The organism is Actinoplanes sp. NPDC049548 (genome assembly GCF_040676695.1).
In the GTDB taxonomy this organism is placed as follows: Bacteria; Actinomycetota; Actinomycetes; order Mycobacteriales; family Micromonosporaceae; genus Actinoplanes.
Genome location: NZ_JBFAPM010000004.1, coordinates 373954 through 390139, shown reverse-complemented (window position 1 = coordinate 390139; position 16186 = coordinate 373954). Strand labels below are relative to the sequence as shown.

The window sequence follows — 16186 nt, the reverse complement described above, 5'->3', positions numbered from 1 at the left end:
CCCGGTGGTGACCGGTCCCGGTGGTGTGGTGGCCGAGTCCGCTGTGGTCTGGCTCGGTCGTGGCCTGGTTGGGCCTGGCCCGTGGCTCCGGCCTGGCTCGACCTGGTCAGGCTCCAGCCTGGCCCGCTCCCGTCATGGCGGCCCGAAGGCGGTCTGGCCTCGCCCGAAGGCGGTCTGGCCTCGGCCCGGCGGTCCCGGCGGTGGCTCGGCCACGGCCCCGACCGGCGGCGCGCCGGCCCCGGTCTGGCGGACCCTGGCGGCGGCCCGGCTCCGGCCAAGCCGTGCCTGGCGGTCAGCGCCGAATCAGGTCGGCTTGCCCACCTCATACGTCAAATAAGCGAACTGCCCCCGCTGCTCCACACCCCCCAACCGCAACCGCGACGACCCCATCCGCCGAGGCAACAACGCCGCGCCGCCGTTCAGCGTGACCGGTGCGACCCCGAGGATGATCTCGTCCAGGAGGCCGGCGTCGGCGAAGGCTCCGGCCAGTTCACCGCCGCCCACCACCCAGATGTTCTTGCCGGCCGCCGCCGTCGTCATGGCCGCGTGGACCGGGCGGACGTCGCCCTGGACGAAGGTCAGGTCGGCGCCGGGGATGCGGGGCAGGTCGCGGTGGGTGAAGACCCAGGCCGGGGTGTCGCCGTAGTAGTCCGCCCATTTGATCGGCTGGTCGAGCAGGGCGTCGTGCTCGAGCACCCATTCGTACGTCGTGGCGCCCATGACGAAGGCGCCGACCTTGTCGAAGAAGGCGCTGAACGGGTTGTCCGCGTCCTCCACCTCGAACAGCCAGTCGAGGGAGTTGTCTTTGTCGGCGATGAAGCCGTCGATGCTGGTCGCCGTGTAGTACTGCGTCTTGGCCACGCGGTCAGCGTGCCATGGGGGTACGACAGGTTCAGGCGTCGTTGCGCAGGACCAGGATGGCGATGTCGTCGCGGGGTTCCTCGACGGAGAAGTTGATCGTCGTGGAGCGGAGCCGGGCCGCCATGACGTCGGCCGGGTAGCCCGCGAGGGGGGTTGCCGCTTCTCGGAGGCGGGTGGTGCCGAAGAGCTCCCGGCCGCGCCGGCGTTCGGTCACGCCGTCGGTGTAGAAGATGAGGGAGTCGCCCGGGTGGAGGGTCACCTCGCAGTCCGGGGAGGTGATGCTTTCGAGGAGGCCGAGGGCTGTGCCGCCTTCGCCCACGAAGGTCGTGGCGCCGTCGGCTCGGACGAGGACCGCGCGGTCGTGGCCGGCCAGGTGGAGGCAGACCGCCAGGTCGTCGCCGCGGCGCTGGACGGATGCCATGGCGAGGGTGCAGTAGCGGCCGCCGCCTCGCTGGACGAGGGTCCGGTTGACGCGGTAGAGGACCTCGGTCATGGGTTTGCCGTCGTCGACGAGGATGCGGATGACGTCGCGGACGAGGCCGGTGACCGTCGCCGCCTGGACGCCTTTGCCGGAGACGTCGCCGACGACCACGATCCAGCCTTCGCTTGCCGGGACCACGTCGTAGAAGTCGCCGCCGACCTCAGAGCCGGTGGGGACGTACTCGGCGGCGAAGCCGACGCCGTCGACGTGGGGGAGGGCCGGGGGGAGCAGGGAGGCCTGCAGGGTGCGGGCGACTTTGCGGCGTTCTTCGTGGATGCGGGCGTTGTCGATGGCCAGTGCGGCGCGGCGGGCCACGTCCTCGAGCACCGCCACCTCGTCGACGTCGTGGCGGTGGCGGAGGTGGCGGCCGATCGCGAGGGTGCCGAGGCGCTGGCCGCGGGCGACGAGCGGCACCGCGAAGCCCTCGGACGGCGAGCCGAACATGACCTGCTGGCCGAGCCGGGACGCCTCTTCGAGCCGGGTCAGGATCGAGTCGGGTCCGGTCTCGGAGAGGGTGCCGTAGAGCTGGGACACCGCCGCCTCGTCGGCGTGGGTGGCGGCGGCGAGCTGCAGGCGGCCCCAGGCGTCGGTGGTGTGGACCGCGCACCACTGTCCGAGCCGGGGCACGACGAGCTGGGGGATCAGGGCCATGGTGAGGTTGACGTCGAGGGACTGGGCCAGCAGCTCGCTCGCCTCGGCCAGGAAGGTCAGCCAGGTCTGCCGGCGCAGGTCGGTGCGGCGCAGCCGGTCGTTCTCCAGGTGCAGGGAGAGGCGTTCGGCGACGATCGTGGCGAGCGGGAACGCGTAGCCGTCCGGGGAGGCGTCCAGCTCGAGCTCACCCGCGTACGGTCGCTGCACCGCCAGCGGCACCCGGATGGTGGCGGCGTTGTCGCGGGGTGCCCGGCCGTGCCGGGCCAGCAGTTGCAGGCCGCCGCTGTCGCCCCGGTCGAGCCGGACCACGCCGCCGGTCGCGCCGGTGAGCCGGGCCAGCCGTACGAGCAGCTCGGTGGCGAAATCCGTGAGCGCCTCGTCGCCGGACCGCTCGGGGTCGGTCTGCAGGAGCGCGGTCAGCTCGCCGACGCTGGGGCCGGCTTCGCCCTCGGCGACCGGGAGTCCCGGGGCCGTCTCGGGGCCGGGCTTGCTCTCGAGACGAAACCACACGCCCTTGCCGGTGCCCTCGTGCACCGTGCCCCAGCGGCTCGCGAAGTGGTCGACGAGCAGGAGTCCTCGACCACGCTCCGCTACCTCGCCGATGTCGGACTTGTCGTTGCGGGGGCCGACGGCGAGCTCCTCGACCGGGCCCGGTGCGAAGTCGGTCACCGTCACGGTGAGGCCGCCCGGGTCGGCGGAGACCTCGATGTCGAGCTCCGTGCCGGCGTGCACGACGGCGTTGGTGGACAGCTCCGTGGTCAGCAGCAGGGCCTCGTTGACCAGCGCTTCGAGCCCTGTCTCCTCGAGCACCGAGCGGACCAGGGCGCGGGCGGCGGCCGGCGTACGGCGGTCGTTGGGCAGCCGGACGCGCCGGACCAGGGCGCCCGTCGTCTGGCCTGCCTCCACCGACACGCATGCATCCTCTCCTGTCGGCGCCCGTCTGCACAAAGCCACATCTCGCAATGACCCGGCCGGGCGAGGGATGATGGGACGCCCCGGGCGTTGGACAGCGAGTGAGGAACAGCATGACTGCGGCGAAAGAGGTCGGCGTCGGCGTGACCGACGAGACCGCCCTGCTCGGCGAGCTGGCCGACGCTCTGCGTCGGGTCCGCCGCGGCGATCTCAAGGTGCGGCTGGCGCGGCGCGGCGGCGCGTTCGGCGAGCTCGTGGAGGCGTTCAACGAGGTCGTGTCGCTGCAGGAGCGGCAGAACCTGGACGTGCGGCGGATCAGCCGGACGGTCGGGCGGGAGGGCCGGCTGACCGATCGCCTCGACGAGGAGGGGCTCGACGGGGCCTGGGCCGACAGTGTGCGCTCGGTCAACTCGTTGATCGACGACCTGGCCCGGCCCACGACGGAGATCTCCCGGGTGATCGTCGCCGTGGCCGAGGGCGACCTGTCGCAGCACATGGCTTTGGAGATGGACGGACGACCCCTGCGGGGTGAATTCCTCCGCATCGGCCGCACGGTCAACACCATGGTCGACCAGTTGTCGTCGTTCGCCAGCGAGGTCACCCGGGTGGCGCGCGAGGTCGGTACGCAGGGCGAGCTCGGCGGCCAGGCCGACGTCCGGGGCGTCGCCGGCACGTGGAAGGACCTGACCGACTCCGTCAACACCATGGCGTCGAACCTCACCCACCAGGTGCGGTCGATCTCGCAGGTGGCGACGGCGATGGCGCGCGGCGACCTGTCGCAGAAGATCACCGTGTCGGCGCGCGGTGAGGTGGCCGAGCTGGCCGACACCATGAACGGCGTGACCGACACGTTGCGGCTCTTCGCCGAGCAGGTCACCCGGGTGGCGCGCGAGGTGGGCACGGAAGGCAAGCTCGGCGGTCAGGCGGACGTGCCGAATGTGGCCGGCACCTGGAAAGACCTCACCGACTCGGTGAACTCGATGGCGTCCAACCTGACGAGCCAGGTGCGCAACATCGCCCAGGTCTCGACGGCGGTGGCGAAGGGCGACCTGTCGCAGAAGATCACGGTGGCGGCCCAGGGCGAGATCCTGGAGCTCAAGGACACGGTCAACACCATGGTGGACCAGTTGTCGTCGTTCGCCGACGAGGTGACCCGGGTGGCGCGCGAGGTCGGCACCGAGGGCCGGCTGGGCGGTCAGGCGCAGGTGCGGGGCGTGTCCGGCACCTGGCGGGATCTCACCGAGAACGTCAACCAGCTCGCCGCCAACCTGACCGACCAGGTCCGCAACATCTCGCAGGTCTCGACGGCGGTGGCGAAGGGCGACCTGTCGCAGAAGATCACGGTGGACGCCCGCGGTGAGATCGCGCAACTGAAGAACACCATGAACACGATGGTGGATCAGCTGTCGTCGTTCGCCGACGAGGTGACCCGGGTGGCGCGCGAGGTCGGTTCCGAGGGCAAGCTGGGCGGGCAGGCCCAGGTCAAGGGCGTTTCCGGTACGTGGCGGGACCTGACCGACAACGTGAACTACATGGCGTCCAACCTGACGAGCCAGGTCCGCAACATCGCCTCCGTCACGACGGCGGTGGCGAAGGGTGACCTGTCGCAGAAGATCACGGTCGACGCCCGCGGCGAGATCCTCGAGCTGAAGTCGACCGTGAACACGATGGTCGACCAGCTGTCGTCGTTCGCCGACGAGGTCACCCGCGTCGCCCGCGAGGTCGGCACCGAGGGCAAGCTCGGCGGCCAGGCGCAGGTGCGCGGGGTGGCAGGCACGTGGCGTGACCTGACCGACAACGTCAACTCGATGGCGTCCAACCTGACGGCCCAGGTGCGCAACATCGCCCAGGTCTCCACCGCCGTGGCCCGGGGCGACCTGTCGCAGAAGATCACGGTCGACGCGCAGGGCGAGATCCTCGAGCTGAAGTCGACCGTGAACACGATGGTCGACCAGCTGTCGTCGTTCGCCGATGAGGTCACCCGCGTCGCCCGCGAGGTCGGTTCCGAGGGCAAGCTCGGCGGCCAGGCGCAGGTGCGGGGCGTGGCAGGCACGTGGCGTGACCTGACCGACAACGTCAACTACATGGCGTCCAACCTGACGGCCCAGGTCCGCAACATCGCGTCGGTCACCACCGCGGTGGCGAAGGGTGACCTGTCGCAGAAGATCACGGTCGACGCCCGCGGCGAGATCCTGGAGCTCAAGGACACCGTCAACACGATGGTCGACCAGCTGTCCTCGTTCGCCAACGAGGTCACCCGGGTCGGCCGGGAGGTCGGCATCGAGGGCAAGCTGGGCGGTCAGGCCCAGGTCAAGGGCGTTTCGGGTACGTGGCGAGACCTGACCGACAACGTCAACCAGCTCGCCTCCACGCTGACCACGCAGCTGCGGGCCATCGCGGAGGTCTCCACGGCGGTGACCCGTGGTGACCTGACGCAGCGGGTCGCGGTCGAGGCGCAGGGCGAGGTCGCGGAGCTCAAGGACAACATCAACCAGATGATCGTGACCCTGCGCGAGACCACGAAGGCGAACGCGGAGCAGGGCTGGCTGGACTCCAACCTCGCCCGGATCGGCGGCCTGCTGCAGGGCCAGCGCGACCTCGGGGAGGTCTGCCGCATGATCATGACCGAGGTGACGCCGCTGGTCGACGCCCAGCTCGGCGCGTTTTTCCTGGTCGACAACGAGGAAGCGGTGATGCGCCTGCGGCTGGCGGCCGCGTACGGCTACGTCGCCCGCAACCACGAGGTCACCTTCGGCCCCGGCGAAGGGCTGGTCGGTCAGGCGGCAGTGTCGCGGCGGACCATCCGCGTACGCGCCACCCACGACGGCGTGCTCACCATGCGGTCGGGCCTGATGTCCATGCCGCCGAGCGACCTCGTCGTGCTGCCGGTGCTCTTCGAGGGCGAGATGCTGGGCGTCATCGAGTTCGCGTCGGTCGCCGCGTTCAGCGGGCTGCACCTGACCTTCCTCGAGCGCCTGGTCGCGACGATCGGCATCGCGCTGAACACCATCCAGGCCAACCGGCGTACGGAGGAACTGCTCGCCCAGTCGCAGCGGCTGGCCCGCGAGATGCAGGACCAGTCGGCGGAGCTGCAGCGCACGAACGCCGAGCTGGAGGACAAGGCGCAGCTGCTGAGCGAGCAGAAGGGCAACATCGAGACGAAGAACCGGGAGATCGAGCTGGCCCGGCTCGGCCTGGAGGAGAAGGCGCAGCAGCTGTCGCGGGCCTCGGCGTACAAGACGGAGTTCCTGGCGAACATGAGCCACGAGCTGCGCACGCCGCTGAACTCGCTGTTGCTGCTGGCCCGCCTGCTCGCCGAGAATTCCGACAAGAACCTGACGGAGAAGCAGATCGAGTTCGCCCGGACGATCCACAGCGCCGGCTCCGACCTGCTGTCGCTGATCGACGACATCCTCGACCTCAGCAAGATCGAGGCGGGCCGGATGGACGTCGAGCCGGACCAGGTCGACTTCGACCACATCCGCAGCTATGTCGAGCAGGCGTTCCGGCCGCAGGCCGACGACAAGGGCCTGGAGTTCCGGGTGGAGGTCTCGCCCGACCTGCCGGACTCGATCGTCACGGATGCCCAGCGCCTCCAGCAGATCCTGCGGAACCTGCTCTCCAACGCGGTCAAGTTCACCGACTCCGGGTCCGTCACCTTGAGCATCTTCCCGGCGCAGCCGGACACCGAGTTCGACATCCCGTCGCTGTCGGCGGCGGAGCAGGTGGTGGCGTTCGCTGTCACCGACACCGGCATCGGCATCTCCGACGAGAAGCTCAGCCTGATCTTCGAGGCGTTCCAGCAGGCGGACGGCACGACGAGCCGCAAGTACGGCGGCACGGGCCTGGGCCTGTCCATCAGCCGCGAGTTCGCCGCGCTGCTCGGCGGCACGATCGTGGTCTCCTCGGCGCCCGGGGCGGGGTCGACCTTCACCCTGTACATGCCGGACGCCCTGGTGCCGGACACGGTGCCGGTGCCCGTACCGCAGCTGCCGCTGGAGGTGGCCGTGCCGGCGCGGGCCGGAAGCCTGTCGTCGCTGGACCTGCCGCTGATCACACCGCAGCCGGAGCCGGAGGCGCACACGGTGAGCCCGGCGAGCCGGCAGCTCGACGGTGCCACGGTGCTGATCGTCGACGACGACGTGCGCAACGTCTTCGCCCTGACCAGCGCCCTCGAGATGCACGGGCTCAACGTCCTGTACTCGGACAACGGTGTCGACGGGGTGCGGCTGCTGGCCGAGCACCCCGAGGTCGACATCGTGCTGATGGACGCGATGATGCCGGATCAGGATGGGTACGAAACGACCCGTGGCATTCGCCGGAACCAGCGCTTCCGCGACCTACCGGTAGTGTTCCTGACGGCGAAGGCGATGCCCGGCGACCGAGAGTCGGCGCTGGCGGCGGGTGCCAGTGACTACATCACGAAGCCCGTCGACCTGGACCAGCTCATCGAGCTCATGGCCCGGTGGGTGAACGCGTCCGACAGTGCCCAGGACGGAGAGTGAGCGTGGCTGACCGCGCGAAAGCCCTGCTGGTCGACGACCGGCGCGACAACCTGCTCGCGCTCGAGGCGATCCTGCAGGGCCTGCCCGTGCAGGCGGTGGCGGTCGAGAGCGGCGAGGCGGCGCTCAAGCAGCTCCTCGTCGACGACTTCGCGGTGATTCTGCTCGACGCCCAGATGCCCAACATGGACGGTTTCGAGACGGCGAGCCACATCAAGCGCCGGGAACGCACCCGGCACGTGCCGATCCTGTTCCTCACCGCCGCCGACCGCGACGCCCAGCTGGCGCTGCGCGGGTATGCGGTCGGCGCGGTGGACTACCTCACCAAGCCGTTCGATCCGTGGGTGCTGCGCGCCAAGGTGTCGATCTTCGTCGAGCTGTGGACCAAGACCCAGCAGCTGAAGGCGCAGGCGGAGGCGGCGCGCGAGCGTGACGCCCAGTGGCAGCGGCTGACCGACCTGGTCGACGAGGCGGCGCAGAAGCTGCGGGCCGGCAGCCCCAGCGCCTCCGCCGAGGCTTTGGAGCTGCTCGAGAAGGCCCGCTGGGGCACCTGAGTCAGCCGAACACCAGCCGCCGCACCGGCGGGACGGCCTGGAAGAACCGCAGCGCCGCCTTGCTCGCCGCGAAGGCGAGCGGGTTGACGATCACGCCCTGCTTCTGTGCCGCGACGGACGCCTTGACCGCTGCGAAGCCGTAGCGGCGCATCTGTCGCTCGTAGTCGGCCACGGCCGCGACGGGCTCCATGCCACTGACGAGGTTGCGGCATAGCAGCTCGGCATCGCGCAGTGCGGTGTTCGCTCCGATGCCCCGTGACGGCGGCATGCTGTGGATGGCGTCGCCGAGCACCGTCACGCGGCTCGCCGGCCAGTCCCGCACCGGCCTCGCCGTGCGGATGGTGAACGAGGAGAAGTCCCGGGTCAGCTCCATGATGTGCCGCAGGTCCGGGTGCCAGCCCTCCGAAAGCTCCAAGGCATCGGTACGCAGAGAGCCGCCGCGAGGGCCCGCCGAGCGCCGGACACTCAGCCCCCACACGAGCATGTCGTCGTGTACGGCGGCGAAGACGTTCCGGCCACCCGGGGCGAGGATGAGCCCCGGGCCGTCGAGGAGCTGCGCGGGCAGGAGGGCGCGAACCTCTGTGTCCAGCGCCAGCCGCCCGGCGATGCAGTCGACCCCGGTGTCGGCGCGCTCGGCGTGCGGCAGGAGCTGCGCCCGGGTCGGTGAGTGCGTGCCCTCCGCGCCGACGAGCAGGTCGCCGGTGGCCCGGGTGCCGTCCGCGAAGTGGGCCGTGACCTCGCCGTTCTGGTCGTAGCGGACGAGCTCGGCGCCGAACTGGACCCGGCCGGCGAGGCCCTCGAGGAGGGTCTGCCGGAGCCGGTAGCGGTTCACCGCGCGGTGCTGCCCGATCGGGTCGGGCTTCTGGCCCGGCGCCACCACGTCGACGGTGAGGAGCTCGCGCAGCCGGTGGTCGAGGAAGGCGAAGGTGCGCGGTGGTGGCCCGCAGGCGGCGACGAACTCGGCGAACCGCGCCGGCGGCAGGCATGAGTGCAGGGCGCGGCTGCCGTCCGGGTCGATGTGGATGCGGTAGCCGGCGGGGAACGCCTCCGGCGAGGGGCACCGCTCGAAGACGTGGACGTCGATGCCGGCGCGGTGCAGTCCTTGGGCGAGGCAGAGGCCGCCGATGCCGGCACCGGCGATGAGAACGCGCATGATGAGATCCTTCCCGTCGAAGTTTCGCTAAAAGATTTAGCTAAACTCTTTAGGAGTGTCAAGGCGTGAGCCGGCAAGACGACCTCGGCCGCCAGCTCGGCGGCCGCTTCAGCACCGCGGTGGTGCAGTTCCACACGGCGGTGGCCGAACGCATCGGCCTGAACGTGTCCGACTACAAGTGCGCCGAGGTCGTGCGCCGGCTCGGCCCCACGTACCCCGGACGGATAGCGGACGCGACCGGGATGTCGACCGCGGCGACCGCCCAGGTGCTCAACCGCCTGGAGAAAGCCGGGCTGATCCGCCGCGAGGCCGACCCCGCCGACGGCCGGCGCACCCTCGTGCACCCCGTCGCCGATGGACCGGCGCAGCAAGTGCTGGGAGAGGTCTTCGCCGGCTTCGCCGAGCGGGTGTCATCGATCGTGGACGGCTACGACGACGCTCAGCTGCGTACCGTGCTGGATTTCGTCACCCGGACCATCGAGGTGCTGGAAGCCGAGGCGATCAGCCTGCGCCGGGGATGACCTGGAACGGTCAGGCGGTCGAGGAGATCATCAGGGCCGAGCGCAGCCCCGTGATGTCGAGGACCCGCATGAGGAAGTCGCCGACGTTCGCCAGCGCCAGCACCGCGCGGGCGTGCTGGGCCTTGCGGCTGAGGACGACCAGCGTGCCGAGCCCCTGGGAGTCGCAGAACGTGACGCCGGCCATGTCGAGCACGATGCGGGCGGGCAGCTCGGGCTCCTGGAGAACCTCGTTCACCATCGCGGACAGCCGCGTCACGGTCAGCACGTCGATCTCCCCGGCGAGGTGGAACACGACCTCGTCGGGGGCGCGCTGAACCGCGATGGACAGCTCCGGTCGCTCCACCCCGTCACCCTATCGCGGGTGACCGGATCCGGCCTGCCGGACGCGGTTGCGGGCGGCCCCCCGGCCGGGTGCAGGGTGATGTGAACAACCCTCGCCCGGGGCTGGGCGGACGCCACCCCGCAAGCGCTGACAGAATGGGAACCGCCGTGACCACCTCATACCGCGCCGCCGGCACTCCGTACCCGGAGGATGCCCCGGCTTCCCAGGCCCTGTTCGACCGCGCCAAGGCCATCGTGCCCGGCGGGGTCAATTCACCCGTGCGTGCGTTCCGGGCCGTCGGCGGTGTGCCGCGGTTCATGGCGCACGGCGAAGGTCCGTGGCTGGTCGACGCCGACGGGCGCCGCTATGTCGACCTGGTCTGCTCCTGGGGTCCGTTGATCCACGGGCAGGCGCATCCGGCGATCATCGCCGCGGTCCAGGCCGCGGCCGCCCACGGCACCAGCTTCGGTACGCCCACCGCGGGCGAGGTCGAGCTGGCCGCCGAGATCGTCCGGCGTACCCCGGTCGAGCAGGTGCGCCTGGTCAACTCGGGCACCGAGGCCACGATGTCGGCGATCCGGCTGGCCCGCGGCTTCACCGGCCGCTCGAAGATCGTGAAGTTCGCCGGCTGCTACCACGGCCACGTGGACGCGCTGCTCGCCGCGGCCGGCTCCGGGGTCGCCACGCTGGGCCTGCCCGACTCGCCCGGGGTCACCGGCGCGGCGGCGAGCGAGACGATCGTCCTGCCGTACAACGACGCGGCGGCGGTCGAGGCCGTCTTCGCCGAGCAGGACGACATCGCCGCGGTCATCACCGAGGCCGCGGCCGGCAACATGGGCGTGATCGCCCCGCGCGACGGCTTCAACCAGCGGCTGGCCGAGATCGCCCACGCCCACGGCGCGCTGCTCATCGTCGACGAGGTGATGACCGGCTTCCGTGTCTCCGCGGGTGGCTGGGCCGGGCTCGAGCCCGTCGACGCCGACCTCTTCACGTACGGGAAGGTCATGGGTGGGGGCCTGCCCGCCGCGGCGTTCGGTGGCCGGGCGGAGATCATGTCGCGGCTCGCGCCCGCCGGCCCGGTCTACCAGGCCGGCACGCTGTCGGGGAACCCGCTGGCCTGTGCGGCGGGGCTGACCAGCCTGCGCCTCGCCGACGACGCCGTCTACAAGCGGCTCGACGAGGTGGCCGGGACCGTGGGCGCGCTCGCCTCCGAGGCGCTCGCCGCCGCCGGCGTCCCGCACCGGCTCTCGTCCGCCGGCAACATGTTCTCGATCTTCTTCACCGACGCCGAGGTGGTCGACTACGACTCGGCCAGGAACCAGGACGTGGCGGCGTTCAAGGCGTTCTTCCACGCGATGCTCAGCCGCGGCGTCTACCTGCCGCCGAGCGCGTACGAGTCATGGTTCGTGTCGACCGCGCTGGACGACGCCGCCCTGGAGACCATCGAAGCGGCGCTGCCGGCGGCGGCACGCGCGGCCGCCGCAGCGGGGAGCAGCACATGAGCGAGCCGACCAGGACCACCGTGCACGTGCTGCGGCACGGCGAGGTGCACAACCCCGCCAAGATCCTGTACGGCCGCCTGCCCGATTTCCACCTCTCCGAGCTGGGCCGGCAGATGGCGAAGACCGCCGCGGAGGCTCTCGCCGACCGCGACGTCACGTACGTCGTGGCGAGCCCGCTGGAACGCGCGCAGGAGACCGCCGAGCCGTTCGCCGAGCAGTTCAAGCTGGAGACGGCGACGGACACCCGGCTCATCGAGAGCGCCAACTTCTTCGAGGGCCAGAAGGTCTCGGTCGGCGACGGCGCGTTCAGCAACCCGCGCAACTGGTGGGTGCTGCGCGACCCGATCACGCCCAGCTGGGGCGAGGCGTACCTGGTGATCGCGCACCGGATGTTCGCCGCGGTCCAGGCCGCCCGGGTCGCCGCCGAGGGGCACGAGGCCGTGTGCGTGTCGCATCAGCTCCCGATCTGGACGCTGCGCCGGTACGTGGAGAAGAAGCGCCTGTGGCACGACCCGCGCCGCCGCCAGTGCGGGCTCGCGAGCCTGACCTCGTTCCGGTTCGAGGGTTCCAAGGTGGTCGGCATCGACTACTCCGAGCCGGCCGCCGCGCTCGTGGCGATGTCGCCGGGCGCCAGGACCGCCAAGGGGGCATGATGCGCCGGCTCGCCGCTGTCGTCCTCACCGCCGCCGTCGCGGCCGGTGTCCTGGCCGGGTGTGGCGAGGAGAGCTGGGAGAAGAAGTGCACGACCAACGCGGACAAGGTCATCGAGTGCACGCCTGAGCAGCGCCCGGAGGCCCGGGAGGTGACCGGGGAGCTGCTCGCCGGCGGCACGTACGACGTGGCGCAGGATCGCGGCAAGGTCGTGGTCGTCAACTTCTGGGGATCGTGGTGCAACCCGTGCCGGGCCGAGGCGGACGACCTCGAGAGGACGTTCCAGGCGACCAAGGCGAAGAACGTCACGTTCGTGGGCGTCAACTCGCGCGACGACCGGGACGCGGCCGAGGCGTTCGAGCGCGGCCGGGTCACGTACCCGAGCATCTACGACCGTGACGGCAGCGTGGCGCTGAAGTTCGACGTCACGCAGGTGTCGACGCCCGCGACGTTGATCCTCGACCGGCAGGGCCGGATCGCCGCCGCCATCCGCGGCGCTACCGTGCAGAGCATCCTCCAGCCGGTGGTGGAGCGCATCGCCGCCGAGGGGAACGGCTGATGGGCAGTTCCTTCGCCGACACGGCCACGAGTGGTCCGCTGCTGCTGGCCATTGCGGCCTCGGCGGTTGCCGGGCTGGTCAGCTTCCTCTCGCCCTGCGTCCTGCCGCTGATCCCGGGCTATCTGTCCTATGTGACGGGTCTGGCCGGGTCCGACCTGAACGCGGAGGAGGCGGATTCCCGGACCCGCGGTCGGATCCTCGCCGGGACCAGCCTGTTCGTGCTCGGCTTCGCCGTGGTGTTCGCGCTGATGGCATCGCTGGTGGCCAACATCGGCAAGACGTTGCTGACCCACCGCGACGTCGTGAACATCGTGCTCGGCATCCTGGTCATCGTGCTGGGCCTCGCCTTCCTCGGCCTGGTCCCCGGCATGCAACGCGAGCTGCGCATCCACAAGCTCCCGAACGCCGGGCTGATCGGCGCGCCGGTCTTCGGGGCGCTGTTCGCGGTCTCCTGGATCCCGTGCGTCGGGCCCACCCTCGGTGCCGTGCTGGGTCTCGCCACCACCGCCGGCCAGACCGACCGGGCGATCACCCTGGCGCTCGCGTACAGCCTGGGCCTCGGCATCCCGTTCGTGCTGTTCGGGCTCTTCTTCCGGCGGCTGCTCGGGGTGTTCCGCGCGGTCCGCCGCAACAGCCGGTGGGTGACCCGCATCGGCGGCGCGCTCCTCATCATCGTCGGCATCACTCTGGTCACCGGCGGCTGGGACAGCTTCCTGATCTGGCTGCAGACCACCTTCACCTTCGACCGGACGCTGCTGTGACCGTCGTCGAGGAACGGCCGGCTCCGGCCGCCGAGCCGCCACCACGCCGGCCTTACCGGCTGTGGGCGCTGCTGCGTAACTCGTGGCGGCAGCTCACGAGCATGCGTACGGCACTGGTCCTGCTGTTCCTGCTCGCCGTCGCCGCGATCCCCGGCTCGGTGCTGCCGCAGCGCGCCCTCAACGCCGAGGAGGTCGCCGCCTACTACCGCACCCACCCCGATCTCGCGCCGGTGCTGAACAGGCTCGGCGGCTTCGAGGTGTACGCGTCGCCCTGGTTCGCCGCCATCTACCTGCTGCTGTTCACCTCGCTGATCGGCTGCGTGGTGCCGCGGCTCCTGGACCACTTCCGGGCGCTGCGCACCGTACCCCCGGATGCTCCTCGCCGGCTGGAGCGCCTGCCGCAGTTCGCGGCGCAGGAAGAGCGACCCGACGATCCGGCGACCGCGGCGAAGGCCGCAGCCGCGGCCCTGCGCAAGCGACGCTTCCGCACGGTGGTCCGCGAAGGCGAGGGTGGCACCTGGACGGTCGCGGCCGAGAAGGGCTACCTCAAAGAGACCGGCAACCTGCTCTTTCACCTGGCGTTGCTCGCGGTGCTGGTCGGGGTCGGCTTCGGACATTGGTACGGGTGGCACGGCAACCGTCTCCTCGTCCAGGGCACCGACCAGGGCTTCTGCAACTCGGTGACCCAGTACGACGAGTCCACGCTCGGTCCCCGCGTCGACGCCGCCGACCTGCCGTTCTTCTGCCTGCGGCTGACCGGCTTCGAGGCCGAGTTCCAGCCCACCGGCCAGCCGAAGACCTTCGAGGCGACCGTCGACGTGCAGGACCGCCAGGACGGACCGTGGCGGCACGACCGCTTCACGGTGAACGACCCGCTGCGCCTGCCCCAGGCCAACGTCCACCTGCTCGGTCACGGCTACGCGGTCGTCCTGCGCTACACCGACCGGTACGGCGACAAGCAGGAGAGGGTCGTGCCGTTCCTGCCGCGCGACGGCATGTTCACCAGCGAGGGCGTCGCCCAGTTCCCGGACGTCAACATCGACCCGAGGACGAACAAGCGCGACGAGGACCTGCAGGTCGGCTTCGAGGGCGTCTACCTGCCGACGGTCGACCCGCAGGGCGGCACCACCTCGGTGTTCCCGGCCGAGAACGACCCGGCGCTGTTCCTCACGGCGTACCGGGGAAACCTCGGCGTCGACGCCGGCCTGCCCGGCTCGGTCTACGCCCTGGACCGCTCGCAGATCATGACCGGCAAGCTCAAGAAGGTCAGCGGCGACCGGCCGGAACGGCTGAAGCCCGGCCAGACGTGGACCCTCGACGACGGCACGAAGCTGGAGTTCGTCGGCACCCGGCCGTTCGCGACGCTGGCGGTCCGCTACGACCCCACGCAGCCGCTGGTGCTCGGCGGCGCCGTCCTCGGCCTGCTCGGTCTCATGCTCTCGCTCGCCGGCCACCGGCGCCGGCTGTGGTTCCGGATCGTCCCCCGCGACGGATCCGGTAGTTTGATGGAGGCCGGTGGCCTGCCCCGCACCGACTACCCGGGCTTCGACGAGGAGTTCGGCCAGGTCGTGGGCGCTGCCCGCGGCACGCAGGAAGGGACGCCGTGATGGCGGAGTTGTCCAACCAGTTGATGGCCGTCACGGTGCTGGCCTACCTCGCCGCGATGATCTGCTACGCGGCCGAGTACGCGTTCGGCGACAAGAGCCACATCGGCCGCGCCGCCACCCGTCAGCTGGTCGGCGCGGGCGCTCCCGCCGTCGAGGTGCCTCCGGCTGACGTGGAACCGTCCGAACGCGACCGCGGTGTCCTGCTGGGACGCATCGGTGTGGGACTCAACTGGCTCGCCTTCGCCCTGCACCTCGGCACGGTGGTCACCCGCGGCATCGCGGCCCACCGCATGCCCTGGGGCAACATGTACGAGTTCATCCTCGCCGTGACCCTGGTCGGCTCCGCGGTGTGGCTGGGCGTGCTGACCCGCAAGCCGGCCGTCCGCCACCTCGGCCTGTTCGTCGCGCTGACCCTCGTCGTCCTGCTCGGCGCGGCGGGGCTGATCGCGTACACACCGGTAGGCCCGCTGGTCCCGGCCCTGCAGTCGTACTGGTTCTTCATCCACGTCTCGACGATCATCCTGTCCAGCGGCATCTTCCTGGTCGGCGCGGTGCCGGCGGCGATGTTCCTCATCCGCAGCGGCCACGACCAGGGCAAGCGCAGCTTCCCGTACACCCTCGGCGCCAAGGTCCCGCCGGCGGCGACGCTGGAGCGGCTGACGTTCCGCATGCACGCGTTCGCCTTCCCGCTCTTCACCTTCGGCGCCCTGATCGCGGGCCCGCTGTGGGCCGAGGCGTCCTGGGGGCGTTACTGGGGCTGGGACCCCAAGGAGGTCTGGGCCTTCATCTCCTGGATCGTGTACGCCTGCTACCTGCACGCCCGCGCGACGCCCAGCGTCAAGCGCACGACGGCGACGTGGATCGCGCTGATCGGGTTCGCGACGATGCTGATGAACCTGTTCGGCGTGAACCTGTTCTTCGAGGGACTGCACTCGTACGCCAACGCCGGCGACAACTGACGCGACGGACCGCGCCCCGGAGGAGTGAGCCGCGGCCTGGATGGCAGATGAGGGCCCGCGCCGTCCCGCAGGACCGTCCTTGTAACAAGTTTCAGAGCCGCGTACGTGTGCTCGCCTTCGATAGGTTCCGGAACCAGGATTCGTTGACATCAATGATTGAAACCTGTTTCCCTCGTGTTACATGTGAGCC

The 16186-nt window shown here is 70.7% G+C and carries 13 protein-coding genes; 9 read left to right on the top strand and 4 right to left on the bottom strand.

The annotated features are described in order from the left end of the window. Nucleotides 1-303 precede the first annotated feature (303 nt). Complete coding sequence (locus AB0J80_RS11610; RefSeq protein WP_364703517.1) at nucleotides 304-861, bottom strand: dihydrofolate reductase family protein; 558 nt, start codon at nucleotides 859-861, stop codon at nucleotides 304-306. 31 nt (nucleotides 862-892) lie between these two features. Beyond that, on the bottom strand, nucleotides 893-2905 hold the full coding sequence (locus tag AB0J80_RS11605; RefSeq protein ID WP_364703515.1) for a SpoIIE family protein phosphatase: 2013 nt from the start codon (nucleotides 2903-2905) through the stop codon (nucleotides 893-895). A 113-nt stretch (nucleotides 2906-3018) separates the two neighbouring features. Here AB0J80_RS11605 and AB0J80_RS11600 point away from each other — a divergent pair, with 113 nt between their 5' ends. Continuing rightward, nucleotides 3019-7410, top strand: coding sequence for a HAMP domain-containing protein (locus tag AB0J80_RS11600; protein WP_364703512.1), 4392 nt, complete (start codon nucleotides 3019-3021; stop codon nucleotides 7408-7410). Between the two features lie 2 nt (nucleotides 7411-7412). Next, nucleotides 7413-7961: a response regulator gene (locus AB0J80_RS11595; RefSeq protein WP_364703509.1), complete on the top strand. Its 549-nt coding sequence runs from the start codon at nucleotides 7413-7415 to the stop codon at nucleotides 7959-7961. A 1-nt stretch (nucleotide 7962) separates the two neighbouring features. Here AB0J80_RS11595 and AB0J80_RS11590 read toward each other — a convergent pair whose 3' ends face one another. Continuing rightward, on the bottom strand, nucleotides 7963-9114 hold the full coding sequence (locus AB0J80_RS11590; RefSeq protein ID WP_364703506.1) for an NAD(P)/FAD-dependent oxidoreductase: 1152 nt from the start codon (nucleotides 9112-9114) through the stop codon (nucleotides 7963-7965). A 65-nt stretch (nucleotides 9115-9179) separates the two neighbouring features. Between AB0J80_RS11590 and AB0J80_RS11585 the strand changes: the two genes are divergently transcribed. After that, a complete protein-coding gene (locus AB0J80_RS11585; protein WP_364703503.1) occupies nucleotides 9180-9635 on the top strand; it encodes a MarR family transcriptional regulator in 456 nt (151 codons plus the stop codon). Nucleotides 9636-9645: 10 nt separating this feature from the next. Here AB0J80_RS11585 and AB0J80_RS11580 read toward each other — a convergent pair whose 3' ends face one another. Next, nucleotides 9646-9978: an STAS domain-containing protein gene (locus AB0J80_RS11580; RefSeq protein ID WP_364703500.1), complete on the bottom strand. Its 333-nt coding sequence runs from the start codon at nucleotides 9976-9978 to the stop codon at nucleotides 9646-9648. Between the two features lie 134 nt (nucleotides 9979-10112). On the opposite strand from AB0J80_RS11580, the gene hemL reads away from it, so the two are divergent. The 6 genes from hemL to ccsB are packed head-to-tail and all read left to right on the top strand — an operon-like array spanning nucleotide 10113 to nucleotide 15996. After that, the gene (hemL, locus tag AB0J80_RS11575; RefSeq protein WP_364703497.1) at nucleotides 10113-11459 is read left to right on the top strand and encodes a glutamate-1-semialdehyde 2,1-aminomutase; all 1347 of its coding nucleotides are present in this window, start codon (nucleotides 10113-10115) and stop codon (nucleotides 11457-11459) included. Next, the gene (locus tag AB0J80_RS11570; protein WP_364703494.1) at nucleotides 11456-12112 is read left to right on the top strand and encodes a histidine phosphatase family protein; all 657 of its coding nucleotides are present in this window, start codon (nucleotides 11456-11458) and stop codon (nucleotides 12110-12112) included. The genes hemL and AB0J80_RS11570 overlap by 4 nt, the downstream gene beginning before the upstream one ends. Continuing rightward, nucleotides 12112-12669, top strand: a complete 558-nt coding sequence (locus tag AB0J80_RS11565) for a TlpA disulfide reductase family protein (protein ID WP_364703491.1) — start codon at nucleotides 12112-12114, stop codon at nucleotides 12667-12669. Before AB0J80_RS11570 ends, AB0J80_RS11565 begins: the two co-directional genes overlap by 1 nt. Beyond that, nucleotides 12669-13430, top strand: coding sequence for a cytochrome c biogenesis protein CcdA (locus AB0J80_RS11560; protein WP_364703488.1), 762 nt, complete (start codon nucleotides 12669-12671; stop codon nucleotides 13428-13430). Before AB0J80_RS11565 ends, AB0J80_RS11560 begins: the two co-directional genes overlap by 1 nt. Then, nucleotides 13427-15037 (top strand): cytochrome c biogenesis protein ResB, encoded by a 1611-nt coding sequence (locus tag AB0J80_RS11555; protein ID WP_364703485.1) that lies wholly within the window; start codon nucleotides 13427-13429, stop codon nucleotides 15035-15037. The genes AB0J80_RS11560 and AB0J80_RS11555 overlap by 4 nt, the downstream gene beginning before the upstream one ends. Beyond that, nucleotides 15037-15996: a c-type cytochrome biogenesis protein CcsB gene (gene ccsB / locus AB0J80_RS11550; protein WP_364703483.1), complete on the top strand. Its 960-nt coding sequence runs from the start codon at nucleotides 15037-15039 to the stop codon at nucleotides 15994-15996. The genes AB0J80_RS11555 and ccsB overlap by 1 nt, the downstream gene beginning before the upstream one ends. Nucleotides 15997-16186 lie beyond the last annotated feature (190 nt).

Excerpts from the sequence above, each read along its gene's own strand:
- AB0J80_RS11600 (WP_364703512.1), top strand. The coding sequence starts at position 3,019 with ATGACTGCGGCGAAAGAGGTCGGCGTCGGCGTGACCGACGAGACCGCC.
- AB0J80_RS11590 (WP_364703506.1), bottom strand. The coding sequence starts at position 9,114 with ATGCGCGTTCTCATCGCCGGTGCCGGCATCGGCGGCCTCTGCCTCGCC.
- hemL (WP_364703497.1), top strand. The coding sequence starts at position 10,113 with ATGGGAACCGCCGTGACCACCTCATACCGCGCCGCCGGCACTCCGTAC.
- AB0J80_RS11570 (WP_364703494.1), top strand. The coding sequence starts at position 11,456 with ATGAGCGAGCCGACCAGGACCACCGTGCACGTGCTGCGGCACGGCGAG.
- AB0J80_RS11565 (WP_364703491.1), top strand. The coding sequence starts at position 12,112 with ATGCGCCGGCTCGCCGCTGTCGTCCTCACCGCCGCCGTCGCGGCCGGT.
- AB0J80_RS11560 (WP_364703488.1), top strand. The coding sequence starts at position 12,669 with ATGGGCAGTTCCTTCGCCGACACGGCCACGAGTGGTCCGCTGCTGCTG.
- ccsB (WP_364703483.1), top strand. The coding sequence starts at position 15,037 with ATGGCGGAGTTGTCCAACCAGTTGATGGCCGTCACGGTGCTGGCCTAC.